Below are 17,353 nucleotides of genomic sequence, written 5' to 3' on the forward strand. Positions count from 1 at the left end.
ACACCACTTCTTAAAAGTGGTGTTTTAATATAGCTTTTTTTTCTGTATAAATAACACCTAAAAACTAATAAATCCCTTTAAATATTAAAAAACTATAATAATTCATTTTTCTATTTCAAATAAGAACTATTATGTTAAAATCAGCATATAATTTAAAATCTTTCCCTAGGGAAAAACTATTTGATGTATTCAATAAAATAGGTGGTGGGAAACTTGTCAGAAAAAGCACAGGAAAAATCTAATTATGACGATTCAGGTTGGAGAAGGGAAAAAACACAACCAAGTTTACAAGAAGTGCATCGCTCGCTACCGATTCCAAAAAAAGCGAGTTCTTTAAGAAAGTTTATGGCTTTTGCTGGCCCAGGTTATTTAGTGGCTGTAGGATATATGGACCCGGGGAATTGGGCTACATCTTTGGCAGGCGGATCAGCGTTTAACTATACACTTTTATCAGTTATTCTTATTTCAAATTTAATGGCAATCATTTTACAATCACTATCTGCTAAATTAGGTATTGCAACTGGAAGAGATTTAGCTCAGGCCTGTCGAGATCACTTTAGTAAACCTGTTTCTTTTGTTTTATGGTTACTATGTGAGGCTGCCATTGCGGCTTGTGACTTAGCAGAACTAATAGGATCGGCTATCGCATTAAACTTATTATTTGATATACCTTTGTTTTATGGTATTTGTATAACAGCATTTGATGTTTTACTTGTATTGCTATTGCAAAATAAAGGTTTCCGTTATATTGAAGCACTTGTTATTTCATTAATTATTTTAATTACTGGTTGTTTTATATTTGAACTAACGATGTCACAGCCAGATATAAAAGCAGTATTTAACGGGTTCATTCCTAGCTCACAAATTATTACCGATCCAAAAATGTTATACATTTCTTTAGGTATTTTAGGAGCAACCGTTATGCCACATAATTTATACCTTCACTCTTCTATTGTTCAAACAAGAAAATTTGAAGTTTCTAATGAAGGTAAAAAAGAAGCGATTAAGTTTGCAACAATTGATTCTACAGTTGCTTTAATGATCGCGTTGTTCGTAAATGCAGCAATTTTAATATTAGCTGCCTCGACATTTTATAAGACAGGACATACTGCAGTAGCATCAATTGAAGATGCATTTCAATTACTTACACCATTATTAGGAACCACTCTAGCGAGTACATTTTTTGGCTTAGCACTATTAGCTTCTGGTCAAAACTCAACACTAACAGGAACAATAGCTGGTCAAATCGTAATGGAAGGATTCTTGAATATTAAATTATCCCCTTGGTTAAGACGATTAATTACGCGTCTAATTGCCATAACACCAGCCTTAATTGTAACGTATCTCTATGGTGCGAAAGGAACAACCGATTTATTAATATTGAGCCAGGTTATTCTTTCATTACAATTATCATTTGCAGTTATACCATTGGTCATGTTTACTAGTGATGCAAAGAAAATGGGTCCGTTTGTTAATAGGGGTTGGCTAAAAGTAGTTGCATGGATCATCGCAGCTGTAATAGCACTATTAAATGCTTACTTGCTTTGGGCAACATTTTTTAACTAAAAAACACAAACTTTTAGGTAAATATCAATAAAGATTGAACACATGTAGTTTTATGCGTGAGTTCAATCTTTTTTTATTTATCAAGAAAAGATGAGACCTTAGTGAAAAGTATTTAGAATGTTAATAAATTGTTAATTATCTTTTCGATTTTTAATGTTTATTAAATAGTTCCTTAAAGGGAAAGAGACTTAGAAACCTATGGTATACTTCATATTTTCACTTCATCCAAGAAGTTTCTAATATTAAAATCTTTTATTTTTTTTACCTCTTCTACATATTCTTTTATTTACTGTTTACATCAGTTAAACAACAGATTAATAAATCTTAGTTACTGTTAAATAGTAAATAAATTAAAAATGTGTGGGAGGTTTTTCTTTTGTTAAAAAATACACTTAAAAAGAAATTAATACCGGTTGCTGTACTTTCTACAATTACAGCTGGTGCTTTGATTGGGTCATTTTCAAATAATGAAGTGCAAGCAAAAGAGGTAACAAAGAAAAACGAAATTAGAAATGTAATCTTTTTAATTGGCGATGGAATGGGCGTTTCATATACTTCTGCTTATCGTTATTTAAAAGACAATCCTGCTACAAAGGTAGTAGAGCAAACTGAATTTGACCATTATCTTGTTGGGCAACAAATGACTTATCCAGAAGATCCTGCACAAAACGTAACAGATTCTGCAGCAGCAGCAACTGCAATGTCAGCTGGGATTAAGACATATAATGCTGCAATTGGTGTGGATAATGATGGATCTACTGTAAAGACAGTACTTGAAGCTGCTAAAGAAAAAGGAAAATCAACAGGTCTAGTAGCTACTTCTGAAATAACTCATGCTACTCCTGCTTCTTATGGCGCACATGATGTAAGCCGTAAAAACATGAATGCCATTGCTGATGATTACTATGATGAAATGATTAAAGGTGGTCATAAAATTGATGTTATGCTAGGCGGTGGTTTGACTAACTTTGTACGAGCTGATCGTGACTTAACGAAGGAATTCCAAAAAGATGGTTTTTCTTATGTTACGAATAAACAAGATATGTTAAAAGATAAAAATCCGAAGATGTTAGGATTATTTGCACCTGGTGGAATGCCTAAGATGATGGATCGCGATGCAACAATGCCATCATTAAGAGACATGACAAATACTGCAATTAATAAACTAGCAAAAGATAAAGACGGTTTCTTCTTAATGGTAGAGGGTAGCCAAATTGACTGGGCTGGTCATGACAATGATATCGTAGCAGCAATGAGTGAGATGCAAGACTTTGAAGAAGCTTTTAAAACTGCGATTGCATTTGCCAAAAAGGACAAGCATACATTAGTTGTTGCAACTGCTGACCATTCTACAGGTGGTTATTCAGTTGGTGCAAAAGGGGACTATAACTGGTTTGGCGCACCAATTTCTGCAGCAAAACGTACGCCTGATTTTATGGCAGAACAAATTGTAAAAGGTGCGGATGTAGAACAAACGCTTAAATCATATATTGATCTTCCATTAAAGCCAGAGGAGATTCAGTCAGTTAAAGCGGCTGCCCAAAAGAAGGACTTAGTAACGATCGATAATGCAATTGAAACAATTTTTGATACGCGCTCTGTAACCGGTTGGACAACTGGTGGGCACACTGGTGAGGACGTAAACGTATATGCATATGGACCTGGTAGTCAGTACTTTGCAGGGAAAATCGATAATACAGACCAAGCAAAAAATATCTTTTCTATCTTAAAGAATGGTAAATAGGAAAATTTGAATAGTTGTTCCCATTGAATGATGTGTTTGATGGGAACTCTTTTACTTTAAATAGTTGAAATGGATGAAGGGGGACTTTCAGTGAAAAAGTATATTCCACTTTTACTGGGTATTATGTTGTTAACTGCATGTAGCGATATGCAAAAAGCTAATAATGGAGATGTAAAAACCGAAAGCCAACAGACAAAAATTGCATCAAATATAGAAAAAAATAGAGCGAAATCTTTAAGTGATATTTATGTACCTAATCCACAAGTTTCAGATGATACAAATTTGTTAAAGGTAGGACAAAAGATAAAAGATGAAAAAGGAGAAATAACCTTAAAAGGGAAAGCTTCTTTGAATAAGACATTTACAATTGGATCTGTTGAGATGAAAATCAAAAATGTTAAGCTTATACAAAATTCGCCTACCTATTCATTAATGGATTATTTTCATTACTACACCGAGAGCTATGAGAAATTCCAATTTGTAAAGGTAGAGGTAGAACTAGTGAACAAATCGGATGAAAAAGTAAATTTTGGACCAGTATCTCATCTGAAAACTAGCAATAATGAAGTAAAAGCATTTCATGATGACTTCTTTATTGAATATTTAGGTGGAGAAATTGGACCAAATGCTTCGAAGCAAGGTGCTTTAGGGTTTATTGTAGAAAAAACGACACCAAGTCTTGACTGGGTGGAACTGACGACAAGTGATGTATTAGATTCAAACAAAAAAGTAGTTGGTAAAGCACAAAGAATTAAAATTAATTTAGAAAAATAAAAAAGAGAGAGCCTTGTCATTGTTTCATAAACTTGACATAGGCTTTCTCTTTTTTTATGTTTGGACTAAGTGTTTTAATCGCAATACATAAGTGAAAAATACTAAATTAGGGGATAAAAAGAATGAAAATAACTAATATCTTTGAGTTGGGTTCAGCTTTAGAAGTGGATAAGGATCATGTATTAAAAGAGTTTCAAAAAGGAAGTTTATTATTAATTAATCTTAAGCCTCAAGAATATGAATACGAGCAGCATGACAATGTAGATGAAATGATTATTGCTTTTAAAGGTAGTTTTATCTTAGAGACCGAGTCAGAGGAAATCAATATCCCTGAAGGATCAATGATTACTGTTCCAAAAGGTGTTAAGCACCGATTTGGGAAAGAAAGCGAGGGTTTAATATTAGTTGCATTCGGATAATTAAAACACCATGTTTGCTGATTGTAGACAAAGTATTAAAACTAAGAGATTCAGTCTGAAATGCCCCTACTAAAATGTAGGGGCATTTTCTTTTTCTTCTTCAACTGGTGAAAGCAAAACATCACATTTATTTGGATACATCTTTTCAATATGAAGTTCTCCCCAACAACAAAGTAAGTCCAATACTTTTTTTAATGACCAACCATATTCGGTTAATGAGTACTCAACCTTTGGGGGTACTTGATTAAATACTTCACGATTTACGATATTGTCTTCTTGTAACTCTTTTAATTGTTGAGTTAGCATCTTTTGAGTTATATGTGGCATTAATCTCTTTAATTCACTCGTTCTTTTTTTGCCTTTTATTAAATGACAAAGTATTACAACTTTCCATTTGCCTCCTATGACATCCAATGAAGCTTCAACAGGAATGCTATATTTTTTCATACTGTTTCCTCCAAAATGATCTATTTTTCTTTCTTTAATTTGCTAATTTTCCTTCGTCAAATTGATTTACATATCATAACATTGTATGTCCGACGTGTGTAGTATTCTTTTTCTTTGTGAAAATTTCTTCAAGGAAAACACTTTAAATACTTAAATGTTACTAAAAAGTAACTATATCACTTGAAAGTGCATACTTCTTTTTTCTATGACTATCACGCATAATGGCAAATGTGCTCATCAATTTGAACACAAGATGTTTCTAAATCATCATTTTAGCTGTATTTATACAATGGTTACTTTTTAGTACCTACCATACTTTTAAGTACGTACTTCTCATTATGATTCATATGACTCATAATTGCGTATATCGTCCGAGAACACATAATATCTGGCGCCGTGTTCTTTAGGTCATTTATTTCAAAATAAAATTTTATAAGGAGGATTCTTTTATGAGTTCAACTACTTCTACGATAAATATTCAAGAGAATAAAGGTGGAACTCCGGCTTTAATGGCTTTAGCTATTAGTGCATTTGGAATTGGTACCACTGAATTTGTTCCTGTAGGTCTGTTATCTACTTTAGCTGATGATTTAAATATATCTATTACATTGGCTGGATTATTAATATCTGGATATGCAATGGGGGTTGCATTTGGTGCACCAATTATTACTGCTCTTACAAACAAAATGAGTAGAAAAACGCTTTTAATGTTGTTGATGGTAATTTTCATTGTCGGTAATAGTGTTGCAGCAATGTCAACAAGCTTTGGCTTACTACTTGTTGCTAGAATTATTACATCGTTTTCTCATGGAGTATTCTTTTCTATTGGTTCTACAATAGCTGCGGATTTGGTACCAGAGAATAAACGAGCAAGTGCAATTGCATTTATGTTCACAGGATTAACAGTTGCTACTGTTACAGGTGTTCCTTTAGGTACATTTATTGGACAAAATTTTGGTTGGAGATCTACTTTTTGGGCTGTCGCGATATTAGGTCTTATTGCGATTATTGCAATCTCGATTCTTGTGCCTAAATCGTTAAAACAAGCTCCACCATCAAAATTAAGTGATAACTTTAAAATTTTAACAAATGGTCCGTTATTATTAGCTTTTTCAATTACAGCATTAGGTTATGGCGGTACATTCGTTGCTTTCACATATTTAGCACCAATATTAGAAAAGGTTACAGGTTTTGCTCCAAGTTCGGTGAGTGTCATTTTATTAGTTTATGGAATAGCAGTTGCTATTGGTAATACCATAGGTGGAAAAGCGGCAAATCGTAATCCGTTAAAAGCATTAACTTGGATGTTTGTCATTCAAGCAATCGTGTTAGTGATTTTAACGTTTACAGCACCGTTTAAAATCGTAGGAATTGTGACAATTTTCTTCTTAGGTTTATTAGCATTTATGAACGTTCCAGGACTTCAAATATATGTCGTTCAATTAGCTGAAAAATATGTTCCATCAGCTGTTGATATCGCATCTGCTTTGAATATTGCAGCTTTTAATATTGGGATTGCAATTGGCGCATTTGTAGGTGGGTTGATTGTTGATTCAATTGGGTTAATTCATACACCTTGGATTGGTGGCGTAATGGTATTTGGAGCAGTACTGCTAAGTTTATGGAGTGCATCTTTAGAAAAAAGAAATAGTCAAAAATCAATTTCATGATATTTGAAATTAACGTTAGGATGTGAAACTGATGAATAACTTTCATGATCATCATGCTTACCAACGTATGTATCAAGAGAATGATGCACTTAGATTTATCGGAAAATCCAAACGAAGGCCCAACACCTATCAGATTAGGATATCGTATTGGTAGAAATGCATTAATTAATTTATTAAATATCTATAAAGAAATTGGAGTCAATCATCTATTCTTTGCATTGTTTGATAGTCAAAGACCAGCTGAAGAAGTCATTCAAGAATTAGGTGAAGAAGTTCTTCCTCATTTTCCTACTTTAAAAACCAAATTATAAAGGAGAAATATAAAAATGAATAATCTAAATAGTCGAGTGAAATTAAATAATGGAATTGAAATGCCAGTAGTTGGTTTAGGAGTATTCCAAGTTGAAGATGGCCAAATTGTCATCGATTCTGTGAAAGCAGCTATTAAAAATGGATATCGCAGTATTGATACTGCAGCGATTTACGGAAATGAAGAAGGAGTAGGACAAGGAATTAAAGAAGCAATCGAAGAAAATGGAATAAGCCGTGAAGATTTATTCATTACATCAAAAGTATGGAATGCTGACTTAGGCTACCAATCAACATTAGATGCTTTTGAACTAAGCTTAAAGAAACTAGGTCTTGATTACTTAGATCTTTATTTAATTCACTGGCCAGTTGAAGGCAAATATATAGAATCTTGGAAAGCTCTAGAAACACTTTATAAAACAGGAAAAGTTAAGGCGATTGGTATGAGTAACTTCCAAATTCATCATTTACAAGATGTACTGGAAATTGCAGAAATCAAACCAATGGTTAACCAAGTTGAATTACATCCATTATTAAGTCAGGTAGAATTAAGAAACTTCTTAAAAGAAAACTCAATTCAAGTGGAAGCATGGGCTCCTCTAATGCAAGGACAGTTATTTGAAAATGAAACACTTTTAAAAATAGCAAAAGCACATGATAAATCAATTGCACAAATCGTTTTACGTTGGCATTTACAAAACGAAATTGTGATCATTCCAAAGTCAGTTAAAGAGCACAGAATTCAAGAGAATGCTAACATTTTTGATTTTGAATTAACGACTGAAGAAATGAAAACAATCGATACTTTAAATCAAAATCACCGAGTAGGTCCAGACCCTGATAATTTTGATTTCTAATATGAATGGAATAAAAAGTGGAGTGACCATTTGTCTGACTCCACTTTTTTCAAATTTCTTATTTGAAGTCAAATTATAATTGTATTCTAATTTGTTTTATAGGTGATCGTATTTTAAAATATAAGTAACAATTATTTTTTGGTAATGAAAGAATTGCAGTTAGTAAAGTGAGTTCTTATTGAAATCGAAACATTTACTTACATTTTTTTAAGGTTGGTATCTAACGAATGATATCAGCCTTTTATGTTTAATGATATAAGAAAAAGCGGAGGGTTATGAAATGGATATTGCAATTGTGACTGGCGCATCAAAGGGACTAGGGTTTGAAATATCGAAAACACTCGTACATTCTAACATAGAGGTAATTGGCTTATCCCGTAGTACGAATGATCATGTAGATTACTATGAAAAAATGAAAAATAATATTTATACTCACCTTCAAATAGATCTTTGTAATAAGGAGGAAATCGAAACAATCTTTAAAGGAATCATTCAGAAATTGATTATGAAGCAGCCTAAAAAAGTTTATGTAATCAATAATGCCGGGATGGTTGAACCAATTGAGCGATTAGGATTCTTAGATGCTAACTTGATTGAAAAAGCAGTACAGCTAAACTACATAGCACCAATGATTATTAATAATTTATTATTAAAGGAATTAAGACCCTATAACCTTGAAATCGTAATTGTAAATGTAACCTCAGGTGCTGCTGAACGTTCAATTCACGGATGGAGTGTTTATAACAGTACAAAAGCGGCTATTAATATGCACACAAATGTTGCAGGACTTGAGCAAGAAAAGGATGATAAATCTCACAAGATTATTGGGTTTAATCCTGGAATAATGGATACTGATATGCAATGTGTAATACGTGGAGCAAAAGAGGACGCATTTGCTGAGATTAATAAATTTTTGGATTATAAAAAGAACGGAGAACTACGATCACCTGAAGTAGTAAGCAAAGCATTGATTGACTTACTATTAAATGAAGAATTAATGAATGGTAATATTTATTCAATTAAAGACCTTATATAAAGATTTCAATGGAGCAATCTGACAAAAAGTAAACCAATTAAGATTTCGATAAAATTGTTAAAAAGTTTTTATACAGTGCTTTTTGAAGAAAAAAGGCATTTTTAAGATAAATGTAGAATAATTGTAATGAATCTACAGTATAACTAAAAACTTCTTTAACAGCACTAACTGTAAAAAACGGGAGTAGAAGTAGGTTTGAACCTATCTTTACTCCCGTTTCTATTTTTTAGGTAATTATTTCTTTTTATAAATATAGCTAAATGCAGCACCCAAGACAACGCCAAATCCAATACCCAGTGATAGATTGTCAAAAGCAATTCCAAATGTGGCTCCTAGTGCGATACCTAGTGCAATGTATTTGCTACTAGACTGCCAGTTTTGTCTAGACACTAAATCACTCCAATCCTACATCATTAGATAATTGCTCAACAAGTAGTCAATTATCTATAATAGATGTGAAAATACATATTCGTAAGACTTAAGTCTTACAAAAATTCATGCTAAGGTTCATTTCAACCTGTTAAATACACTCTATAATATATTATAACAACTATACTGACAACATTAATAGCATCATACAAAAGAATGAATACAGTTGCGGAGGGATTGAATAAATTTGCGGAACAAAAATATAAATATAATGAAAGAACTATTCATACACATCGTAATAGCTTCACTAGCTATTTACTTATTATTTAATTTTTTACCTACAATAGTAACCGTATATAAAGTAATCTTTACGCTAACAATTATTGGAATCTGTTTCCTAGATGCGTATCTAGTCTTATCAAACAATACTAAGCTATTAAAATTAACAAAAATTGCTTTATCAATCGTACTTTTATGTATTGTAATTGTTATTTTAATTTACTATATAACCAAGTTTTTAGTATTTGCAGATATGTATGGAATTGAGCAAATACTAATAGATCATAAATCAATTGCGAAATTATTATTTTTCAGTATATGCTTCTTACAACCAATTATATTACCATTACCTGAAGCAGTAACATTACCTGCTGGAAGTGCAGTATTAGGTTCGTTCGAGGGAGCTTTATTTGGATTTTTAGGTTCAGTTTTAGGTATTATTGTCATGTATTTCATAGCAAGAATTGGTGGATTAAAATTAGTCTCAAAACTAATAAAAGAGAAGCACTTAAAAAGCTATCAGGAATATGTTTCAAAAAATGAAACGATTATACTGACACTAATGTTTATTATACCGATCTTACCAGATGAAATTATTTGTGTAGGGGCAGGCATTAGTAAAGTATCTTTTAAAAGATTTATCTTTATTGCATTGTTAGCAAAATTAGTAACTTCATCGCTCCTTGCATACTCTGTATATTTAGCTAAATTGTTTTCATTATCAACAACGCAATTAGTAATAGCTAGTTCAATCATTGTAACCATTATTTTCTTACTTTCCATTTTCATAAAAAAATTGTTGAAGAAGTCCAACTCAGAAGAAGTATATATGACTTCACAAGGAGACTAATGCATAATATTGTATGTTTCCATGTCGAATTAGGAAATTTCCTGAGAAATAATGTAGAAAAAAGATAGATTGGAATTAACATTCTGGCCCATCTTTTTTTTCGATTTTAAAAACTTAAGATTAGAGCAAATAACAAAATAAATCCTTCTTAACGTAGAGAAATTTCTGCAAAACAAGCAGTCTTTTTCAGAGAGTGTTGGTTTACAGGAGACCCTGATAAAAATCTAAATGAAAAAGATACACCAATAATATGGTGTATCTTTTTCATTACACATCCATTTCAAAATTAATGAACTAATACTTTAATACCTTGGATGATATTCCAAATAAATACGACAAAGTTAATAATGAATACAATCACAAATGCAAAAATGACCCATCCGTACGTAGTTTCAATTGAATTAAAAGATAAGAATGATAGCACAAAAAAGATTACAAACGTGATAAATGGAAGAAAGTGCGAAAATAATGATCGTTTCGCATGTGTTTTAACAAATGCATCTTTAGATACGAAATAAACAATGATTGGGAGTAAGAATGGTGCGAAAAAAACACTGAAATAACATAGTGAAGATAATATTTTATTTGTTTCCATCAGAAACCTCCAAATTAAAATGAATGCTACTTTCTTATTATAGAACAAATATGATTGGAGAATGATTGATTTATTAATAAAAAATTAAAATGAATTAATAATATGAGATACACAAAGTTGAATTTATACATTTTCGTTTTCGGAAGTATAGTGAAGCTCGTTTTTCTGTTTTTTCCGAATGGAGATATAAACAATTAAAATGATTACGATTGGAGCTGAGATACATAATGTTACCCATGGTGCAGCTATTAGGAAGTTACCGTAAAGTGTATATAGCGTTACGATTGGGATCGTTCCAGCTAACACGGTTGTGATATATGAAAAATATGGCATTTTGGTTGATGCAGCAATAAAGCAAGCTCCATCTGTGGGAGCTAAAGGTGTTGCAACAGTAATAAATAAGTATTTTTTACCGTTTGAAATAATCTCGTTATTGAGTTTTGGATATTTTGTTACCATATAGTGTTGAATATGATTACTTAATACACTTCTACTGATACCATAAATAATGGTTTCAGTTATGAACATACCAATCATTGAAAGGATGATTGTTTCAATAGGATTAAAAAATAAACTCCCTGTGACAATGAGCATTGTACTTGGGATGAATAAAAAAATTCGAGCGCAAAAAATACCTACAAATAAAATCATTGGGTTAATTGTGGAGTCTTCAATAAAATGTTTAATATCATTTAATGATAATTGGAACAAATTAAAATGAACAGCTAGTATTAACAAAATAAACCAAGAACTAATTACAATGATTGGAACGACTTTTTTCATGATTAAGCTCTCCTTTGGTTTATGTGAAAACGAAGTGTTAATGTATTCTATTCTTAAAAAGTGCGAAAACTGATTGTTTTTTGAAATTATCAATAAATAACATAATTATCTCGAATTTAGAATATTTATTTAATGAGTAATAGATATCTCAAATTAAAGGGATTGAGGTGTAGCTATGCTAGATGAGGGCTTATTGGTTATTCGGCTTTTTTTAGGAATTATATTGGCAGGCCATGGCGTTCAGAAATTATTCGGATGGTTTGGTGGTTACGGAATTAAAGGAACCGGTCAATGGTTAGAGTCGATTGGTGTGAAACCTGGTGGATTTTTTGCATTTTTATCAGGAGCAGCGGAACTAATAGGAGGATTACTTGTTGCAGCAGGCTTGTACACGACAGTTGGTGCTTGGTTAATTATACTGGTTATGTTAGTTGCTATTTTAAAAGTACACTTAAAAAATGGTTTTTGGATTACTTCCAATGGTATTGAATATAATCTACTCATAATTGCTACATCAGTTGGTTTACTTTTAACAGGACCTGGCTCATTAACTTTATTTTGATAAATAGGAGAGAACATTCATGATATTTGGATGTTCTCTTTTTTGTTTTAAGTTGACTACCACAAATAACTATTAAAAAAGGATTATCATAACCTTTAAAGAACTTATCATTTATGAAGATTATAGTTAGCGTGTTTGCATATGAATTTTTTGTTATAATCAAATTTAAATAAATAAAACGCTAATACTACAAAAGTAGAATATGGAAAAATGAGGTTATAAAAATGAAAAAAGAAAGTAATTTGATTATTTACGATCTAATTTTGTATTTAGTACTCCCACTAGTAGGTTACAAACTATTAAAGCCATATATTGGAGATTATTGGGCGATGATTGTCCCAACCATTCCTGGGATTTTATATACTTTATTTCGTTTTTGGTATACAAAACAATTTAATGTAACTGGAATTTTTATTATTTCTACAATGAGTGTTAGTACTGCATTGGATCTTATAGCAGGTACAAAAGATAATTTACTTCTCTATAATGTGTATTACCACATTGGCCTAATAGGGGTATTCTTCATTCTTTTAGCGATAAAGAAGCCATTGCCATATTACTTTATGATTGATATTGCCGCTATTCAGGGACAAGAAAGAGAAGAAAGTAAGAAGCTGTATAAACATCCTTCACTGTTCAAGTTGTTCCAATATTTGTTTATAGCTTGGATTGTTAAAGATATCATATTTACTGGAGCACAATGGTGGATGCTTGAAACCTATGGTGCGAAGGCTTACTACTCTAGGACTATCATTTTCACAGTAGGAGGCTATATCTTTGGAATTATCATGGCAATCGGTTATGCAATGATTACGATGAGAGCACAAAAAATTAAAGAAAATGAGCAGCAGCCTAAAGATGAAATTATCATTTAATAGAAAAAGCACATCTATAAAAAGATGTGCTTTTTTTGTTATTTCTTATCTTACATTTCTAATCATTTCATTTTCTGGTTCGACATGAATTAAAATTTGGGGATTAATTAGAACTTTTTTGATCTCATCTTCTATTTTATCGCAAAGTAGATGAGCTTCTTCAATGCTCATGCTAGAGGGTAAAACAAGATGAAAGTCGATGTGTTCCTCAGCGCCAGATCTCCTTGTTCGTAAATCATGGTATTCAATAAATTGTGATTTGAAATTTAATAAAACTTGTTCAATTTGTATAATTTCGTCTGAGGAGAGCCCCGTATCTAATAATGGCGTAAATGATTTTTTCCCAAGCTCGATAGATTCTTTCATTATATATACAGCAATACCAATCCCGATTAATGCATCTAGTACGACCCAACCTGTAAGAGATACTAATATTAAACTAGCCGCAACGCCTAACGATGAATAGACGTCCGTTAATAAATGTAATGCATTTGATTGCATTGCGACAGAATGCGTTTCGTCTCCTACTTTTTGAACTTTTTTTCCAACTCGCCAATTAATGAATGCTCCGAGCAGCATGACGATTACACCTACAAAAGGAAGTTTTATAGGAGAAGGGTGGATTAGTTTTTCAACAGATTCAACGATAATCCATATTCCAGCAATAAAAATGAGCAGTGTTTCAACAGTACCCGAAATATTTTCAAATTTACCGTGACCATAAGGATGTTCCTTGTCAGGCGGCCGATTCGATATTTTTACTGAGAAGAATGCGATAACGGAAGCGACTAAATCTAATAAAGAATGGATTGCCTCCGATATAATTGCAACAGAACCAGTAATGATTCCAACTGCTAATTTTAATAAAACAATAAAAGAGTTACTACAAATTGAAAGTAATGCAATTTTGGTTGAATGCAATCTATTCACCTCTGACCAAATTTTTCTACTAAAGCTAAGAGTGTTGTCCTAAGGCAACAAAAAAGAAAAACCACTAACATGAAGTTAGTGGCTTGTTTTTTTTATATGATGTTTTTTAAAATTCATTGGATATTTCATATTAATCACCTTTTTTTAGCGCGTAATTAATATTTTATAGTAAAGATAATATTTTGAAAAGAAAAACTTGTGTAGACTAAATGATTAGTAAAAACTTGAAACTACAGATTATTTTTTAAAAAGGTTTGACATCTATTTTTAGACTGTGTTATACATAGACTAATATAAAAAAACAATCTATTCGTAGAGGTTGCATTGTATATGAGTATCGTTTAAGAGAACTGTGGGTTTGATGACTAAACGAAAAAGGATCCGATGCCGAAGCATTAGAGCGCCACACGCTAAAATGCTGGGACTGCATTTAATAAATGTAGTACTGTCACTTGTATTTGTGAAGAGCTATTGAAGAGATGTGATTGGCAATATCCTTTTTATTTTAAAAGTGATAGGCACATGAACATATCCTTCATGTGCCTTTTTTAATACACTAATACATTGAAGAAGGCTTCTGGTGAATGAACTTGTGTTTAGTTATGAAGGGAGAATATTAATGTATTTACATGGTAATAGTCGAGTTGATCATAATGGACATCTAGAAATCGGAGGTTGCAGTACAGTTCAACTAGCTGAACAGTATGGGACACCTTTATATATATACGACGAAGTATTGATTGAGTCTAAATGTAGAGAATTTCATGAAGCATTAAAAGAGACAGGATTAAAATATCAAGTTGCTTATGCAAGTAAAGCTTTCCTTTGTATTGAACAAGCCCGCTTAATTGAAAGAGAAGGGTTATGTTTAGATGTAGTCTCAAGTGGCGAACTATATACAGCGTTACAAGCAGGATTTCCACCTGAGAAAATTCACTTTCATGGGAATAATAAATCAATAGAAGAAATTGAAGAAGCTTTAGATGCGAAAATTGGTTGTTTCGTAGTCGATAATTTCTTTGAGTTAGAAGTATTACAAGCAATCGCCGAAGATCGCGGAGTATATGTATCAATCTTATTACGTGTAACACCTGGAGTAGAAGCACACACTCATGAATATGTAATGACAGGACAAGAAGATTCAAAGTTTGGTTTTGATATCACGTCAGGTCAAGCAAACGAAGCAGTTGCCATTTCGTTAGATTCACCAAATTTAAAACTGTTAGGTATACATTCTCATATCGGCTCGCAAATTTTTGAACCAGATGGGTTTGTTCACGCAATTAAAATATTAATGAACTTTTTAAATGCACTAAAAAATGAATTAGACTATACGGCTGAAATATTAAACGTAGGTGGCGGATTTGGGATTCGTTACACTTCTGAAGACGAACCGTTATCAATCGTTAAGCATATTGATCAAATTACTTCTATTATTAAACAACAATGTGAAGAATTATCGTATCCAGTTCCTGAATTATGGTTAGAGCCTGGCCGTAGCATCGTTGGTGAAGCAGGAACAACTCTTTATACGATTGGAGCAACAAAAAACCTACCTTCAGTAAGAAAATATGTTTCTGTTGATGGGGGAATGACTGATAATATCCGCCCAGCACTTTATGGATCAAAGTATGAAGCAATGCTTGCTAATCGTGCGAATGACGAGAATAAAGAGGTCGTATCAATTGCAGGTAAATGTTGTGAAAGTGGAGATATGTTAATTTGGGATTGTGAATTACCAGTTGTTGAGAGTAATGACTTATTAGCAGTATCATGTACAGGTGCATACGGATATTCAATGGCAAATAATTATAATCGTATTCGTCGTCCGGCAGTTGTATTTGTAAAAGACGGTGTATCTAGAGTAGTCGTACAACGTGAAACGTATAAAGACTTAATTAAAAATGATATGATTTACATTGAAAACTCTTCTATTAGATAATAGAAGAGTTTTATTACGGTTTCCTAACTATTATATGTTTGTTTATCGACAGATTAAGACATATTTATCATTTATATTACAATATTGTAACAAAAGCGACTCCCTTCGCAAATCTATGATATAAATACCTAGTAGATAAGCGAGAGGAGACACGCTGAAATGTTTAAAAGAAAACTTACAGTGCTGGCTATTGCAGGTACATTTTTAGTATCTTTAGCGCCGAATGCTTCGGTAAATGCCGAAACGAAAGTAGAAAAAAAGCAAGCTGAAGTAGATAAATTCCAATCACAATTCAAAAAATTAAGTAATGATGTTAAAAAGATAGATCAAAAGATTAAAGACACTAAAGCAAAAATACAATCTAAAAAAGAAGAAATCTCTGAGACTCAAAAAATCATTCAAGATAAAAATGCTAGAATTACATATTTACAAGACCGTATCGAGAAGCGTAACGAAATGCTAGAAGATCGTCTTGTTGCTATGCAAAAGCAACCAAAAGTTAATTTAGTAACTGATGTTCTTTTCAACTCTGATGGTATTGTTGATTTCTTTAATCGTTTAAATTCGATTACAACGCTTTTTGAGGCAGACCAAGATATCATTAAAGAGCAAGAATCAGAACAAGCAGAAGTTGAAAAAGAAAAACAACTTGTGAACGAGAAAAAAGAATCACTTGTTAAAGCAAAAGAAGACCTTGTAGCACAAGAAAGCGATTTATCTAAATCACAAGCAGCAAAAGAAAAATCTTTAAGATCTGCAGAATATAGATTAAAACTTGCGGTTAAAGAACTGCAAGATGCAAAAGAAGATGTAAGAGTGAGACAGTTAGAACAACAATCACTTGAATTAGCTGAACTATCGAATGATAGCGATGACTCTAGCTCTAGTGCTTCAGGCAATGCTGGCCCATCAGAAAATGAAGGACCAATTGCTTCAGGTAATGCAATTGTAGACTTTGCAATGCAATACCAAGGTGTTCCTTATGTATTTGGTGGAACGTCTCCAAGTGGATTCGATTGCAGTGGATTTATTTGGTATGTATATTCACATAATGGTTATGGTTTCTCACGTGCTAACGTAAAATCATACTGGAATATGGCTACAAAGATTAGTTCTCCACAACCAGGAGATCTAGTATTCTTAGAAAACACTTATATTAATGGCCCTTCTCATATGGGTATTTATATTGGTGGTAACAAAATGGTTCATGCTGGAAGTAAAGGTATTGGTACAATCAGCTTAAGTAGCAGCTGGGTACGTTCACACTTCTTAGGATATGGCCGATTCTAATAAATTATTAACCTCGTATTATATTAAATATGGTACGAGGTTTTTTATTATGAATA

General features: G+C 32.3%; 17 protein-coding genes, 1 pseudogene and 1 riboswitch. Of the genes and pseudogenes, 13 read left to right on the top strand and 5 right to left on the bottom strand.

Annotation, left to right across the window (positions count from 1 at the left end):
* Nucleotides 1–213 precede the first annotated feature (213 nt).
* The 4 genes from CAB05_RS20750 to CAB05_RS20765 all read left to right on the top strand — a co-directional run bounded on the left by CAB05_RS20750 (nt 214) and on the right by CAB05_RS20765 (nt 4,503).
* Nucleotides 214–1,566 (top strand): Nramp family divalent metal transporter, encoded by a 1,353-nt coding sequence (locus tag CAB05_RS20750; protein WP_088003928.1) that lies wholly within the window; start codon nt 214–216, stop codon nt 1,564–1,566.
* A 376-nt stretch (nt 1,567–1,942) separates the two neighbouring features.
* Nucleotides 1,943–3,310, top strand: coding sequence for an alkaline phosphatase (locus CAB05_RS20755; RefSeq protein WP_088003930.1), 1,368 nt, complete (start codon nt 1,943–1,945; stop codon nt 3,308–3,310).
* Nucleotides 3,311–3,400: 90 nt separating this feature from the next.
* Nucleotides 3,401–4,084: a DUF4352 domain-containing protein gene (locus CAB05_RS20760; protein ID WP_158093325.1), complete on the top strand. Its 684-nt coding sequence runs from the start codon at nt 3,401–3,403 to the stop codon at nt 4,082–4,084.
* A 122-nt stretch (nt 4,085–4,206) separates the two neighbouring features.
* Complete coding sequence (locus CAB05_RS20765) at nt 4,207–4,503, top strand: cupin domain-containing protein (protein WP_088003934.1); 297 nt, start codon at nt 4,207–4,209, stop codon at nt 4,501–4,503.
* A 69-nt stretch (nt 4,504–4,572) separates the two neighbouring features.
* On the opposite strand, the gene CAB05_RS20770 is transcribed toward CAB05_RS20765, so the two are convergent.
* Nucleotides 4,573–4,950: a winged helix-turn-helix transcriptional regulator gene (locus tag CAB05_RS20770; protein ID WP_088003936.1), complete on the bottom strand. Its 378-nt coding sequence runs from the start codon at nt 4,948–4,950 to the stop codon at nt 4,573–4,575.
* A gap of 449 nt (nt 4,951–5,399) precedes the next feature.
* Here CAB05_RS20770 and CAB05_RS20775 point away from each other — a divergent pair, with 449 nt between their 5' ends.
* The 4 genes and pseudogenes from CAB05_RS20775 to CAB05_RS20790 all read left to right on the top strand — a co-directional run bounded on the left by CAB05_RS20775 (nt 5,400) and on the right by CAB05_RS20790 (nt 8,822).
* Nucleotides 5,400–6,620: an MFS transporter gene (locus CAB05_RS20775; protein WP_088003938.1), complete on the top strand. Its 1,221-nt coding sequence runs from the start codon at nt 5,400–5,402 to the stop codon at nt 6,618–6,620.
* 83 nt (nt 6,621–6,703) lie between these two features.
* Nucleotides 6,704–6,931: pseudogene (locus CAB05_RS20780) on the top strand (LLM class flavin-dependent oxidoreductase); the annotation flags it as partial.
* Nucleotides 6,932–6,946: 15 nt separating this feature from the next.
* Nucleotides 6,947–7,786, top strand: coding sequence for an aldo/keto reductase (locus CAB05_RS20785; RefSeq protein ID WP_088003940.1), 840 nt, complete (start codon nt 6,947–6,949; stop codon nt 7,784–7,786).
* A 280-nt stretch (nt 7,787–8,066) separates the two neighbouring features.
* Nucleotides 8,067–8,822, top strand: coding sequence for an SDR family NAD(P)-dependent oxidoreductase (locus CAB05_RS20790; RefSeq protein WP_088003943.1), 756 nt, complete (start codon nt 8,067–8,069; stop codon nt 8,820–8,822).
* A 234-nt stretch (nt 8,823–9,056) separates the two neighbouring features.
* Here CAB05_RS20790 and CAB05_RS22315 read toward each other — a convergent pair whose 3' ends face one another.
* On the bottom strand, nt 9,057–9,212 hold the full coding sequence (locus CAB05_RS22315) for a glycine zipper domain-containing protein (RefSeq protein ID WP_167374482.1): 156 nt from the start codon (nt 9,210–9,212) through the stop codon (nt 9,057–9,059).
* Between the two features lie 250 nt (nt 9,213–9,462).
* Here CAB05_RS22315 and CAB05_RS20795 point away from each other — a divergent pair, with 250 nt between their 5' ends.
* On the top strand, nt 9,463–10,320 hold the full coding sequence (locus tag CAB05_RS20795) for a TVP38/TMEM64 family protein (RefSeq protein WP_235821576.1): 858 nt from the start codon (nt 9,463–9,465) through the stop codon (nt 10,318–10,320).
* Nucleotides 10,321–10,606: 286 nt separating this feature from the next.
* On the opposite strand, the gene CAB05_RS20800 is transcribed toward CAB05_RS20795, so the two are convergent.
* Together CAB05_RS20800 and CAB05_RS20805 are read right to left on the bottom strand one after the other, a co-directional pair.
* Entirely contained in the window at nt 10,607–10,915 is a 309-nt protein-coding gene (locus CAB05_RS20800) for a magnetosome magnetite crystal formation protein family (protein ID WP_088003945.1), read from the bottom strand.
* Nucleotides 10,916–11,038: 123 nt separating this feature from the next.
* Nucleotides 11,039–11,698: a TVP38/TMEM64 family protein gene (locus CAB05_RS20805; protein ID WP_088003947.1), complete on the bottom strand. Its 660-nt coding sequence runs from the start codon at nt 11,696–11,698 to the stop codon at nt 11,039–11,041.
* Nucleotides 11,699–11,873: 175 nt separating this feature from the next.
* On the opposite strand from CAB05_RS20805, the gene CAB05_RS20810 reads away from it, so the two are divergent.
* Entirely contained in the window at nt 11,874–12,260 is a 387-nt protein-coding gene (locus CAB05_RS20810; RefSeq protein ID WP_088003949.1) for a DoxX family protein, read from the top strand.
* 224 nt (nt 12,261–12,484) lie between these two features.
* The gene (locus tag CAB05_RS20815; protein ID WP_088003951.1) at nt 12,485–13,135 is read left to right on the top strand and encodes a VC0807 family protein; all 651 of its coding nucleotides are present in this window, start codon (nt 12,485–12,487) and stop codon (nt 13,133–13,135) included.
* A 45-nt stretch (nt 13,136–13,180) separates the two neighbouring features.
* Here CAB05_RS20815 and CAB05_RS20820 read toward each other — a convergent pair whose 3' ends face one another.
* On the bottom strand, nt 13,181–14,056 hold the full coding sequence (locus CAB05_RS20820) for a cation diffusion facilitator family transporter (protein ID WP_088003953.1): 876 nt from the start codon (nt 14,054–14,056) through the stop codon (nt 13,181–13,183).
* Between the two features lie 314 nt (nt 14,057–14,370).
* Nucleotides 14,371–14,544, top strand: a riboswitch (Lysine riboswitch).
* Nucleotides 14,545–14,684: 140 nt separating this feature from the next.
* Between CAB05_RS20820 and lysA the strand changes: the two genes are divergently transcribed.
* Together lysA and CAB05_RS20830 are read left to right on the top strand one after the other, a co-directional pair.
* On the top strand, nt 14,685–16,007 hold the full coding sequence (lysA, locus tag CAB05_RS20825; RefSeq protein WP_088003955.1) for a diaminopimelate decarboxylase: 1,323 nt from the start codon (nt 14,685–14,687) through the stop codon (nt 16,005–16,007).
* Between the two features lie 159 nt (nt 16,008–16,166).
* Nucleotides 16,167–17,297 carry a C40 family peptidase gene (locus tag CAB05_RS20830; protein ID WP_088003957.1) on the top strand — a complete coding sequence of 377 codons (1,131 nt, stop codon included), beginning with the start codon at nt 16,167–16,169 and terminating at the stop codon, nt 17,295–17,297.
* Nucleotides 17,298–17,353 lie beyond the last annotated feature (56 nt).

This window comes from Gottfriedia solisilvae, from assembly GCF_002128405.1.
Lineage (GTDB): Bacteria > Bacillota > Bacilli > Bacillales > Bacillaceae_G > Gottfriedia > Gottfriedia solisilvae.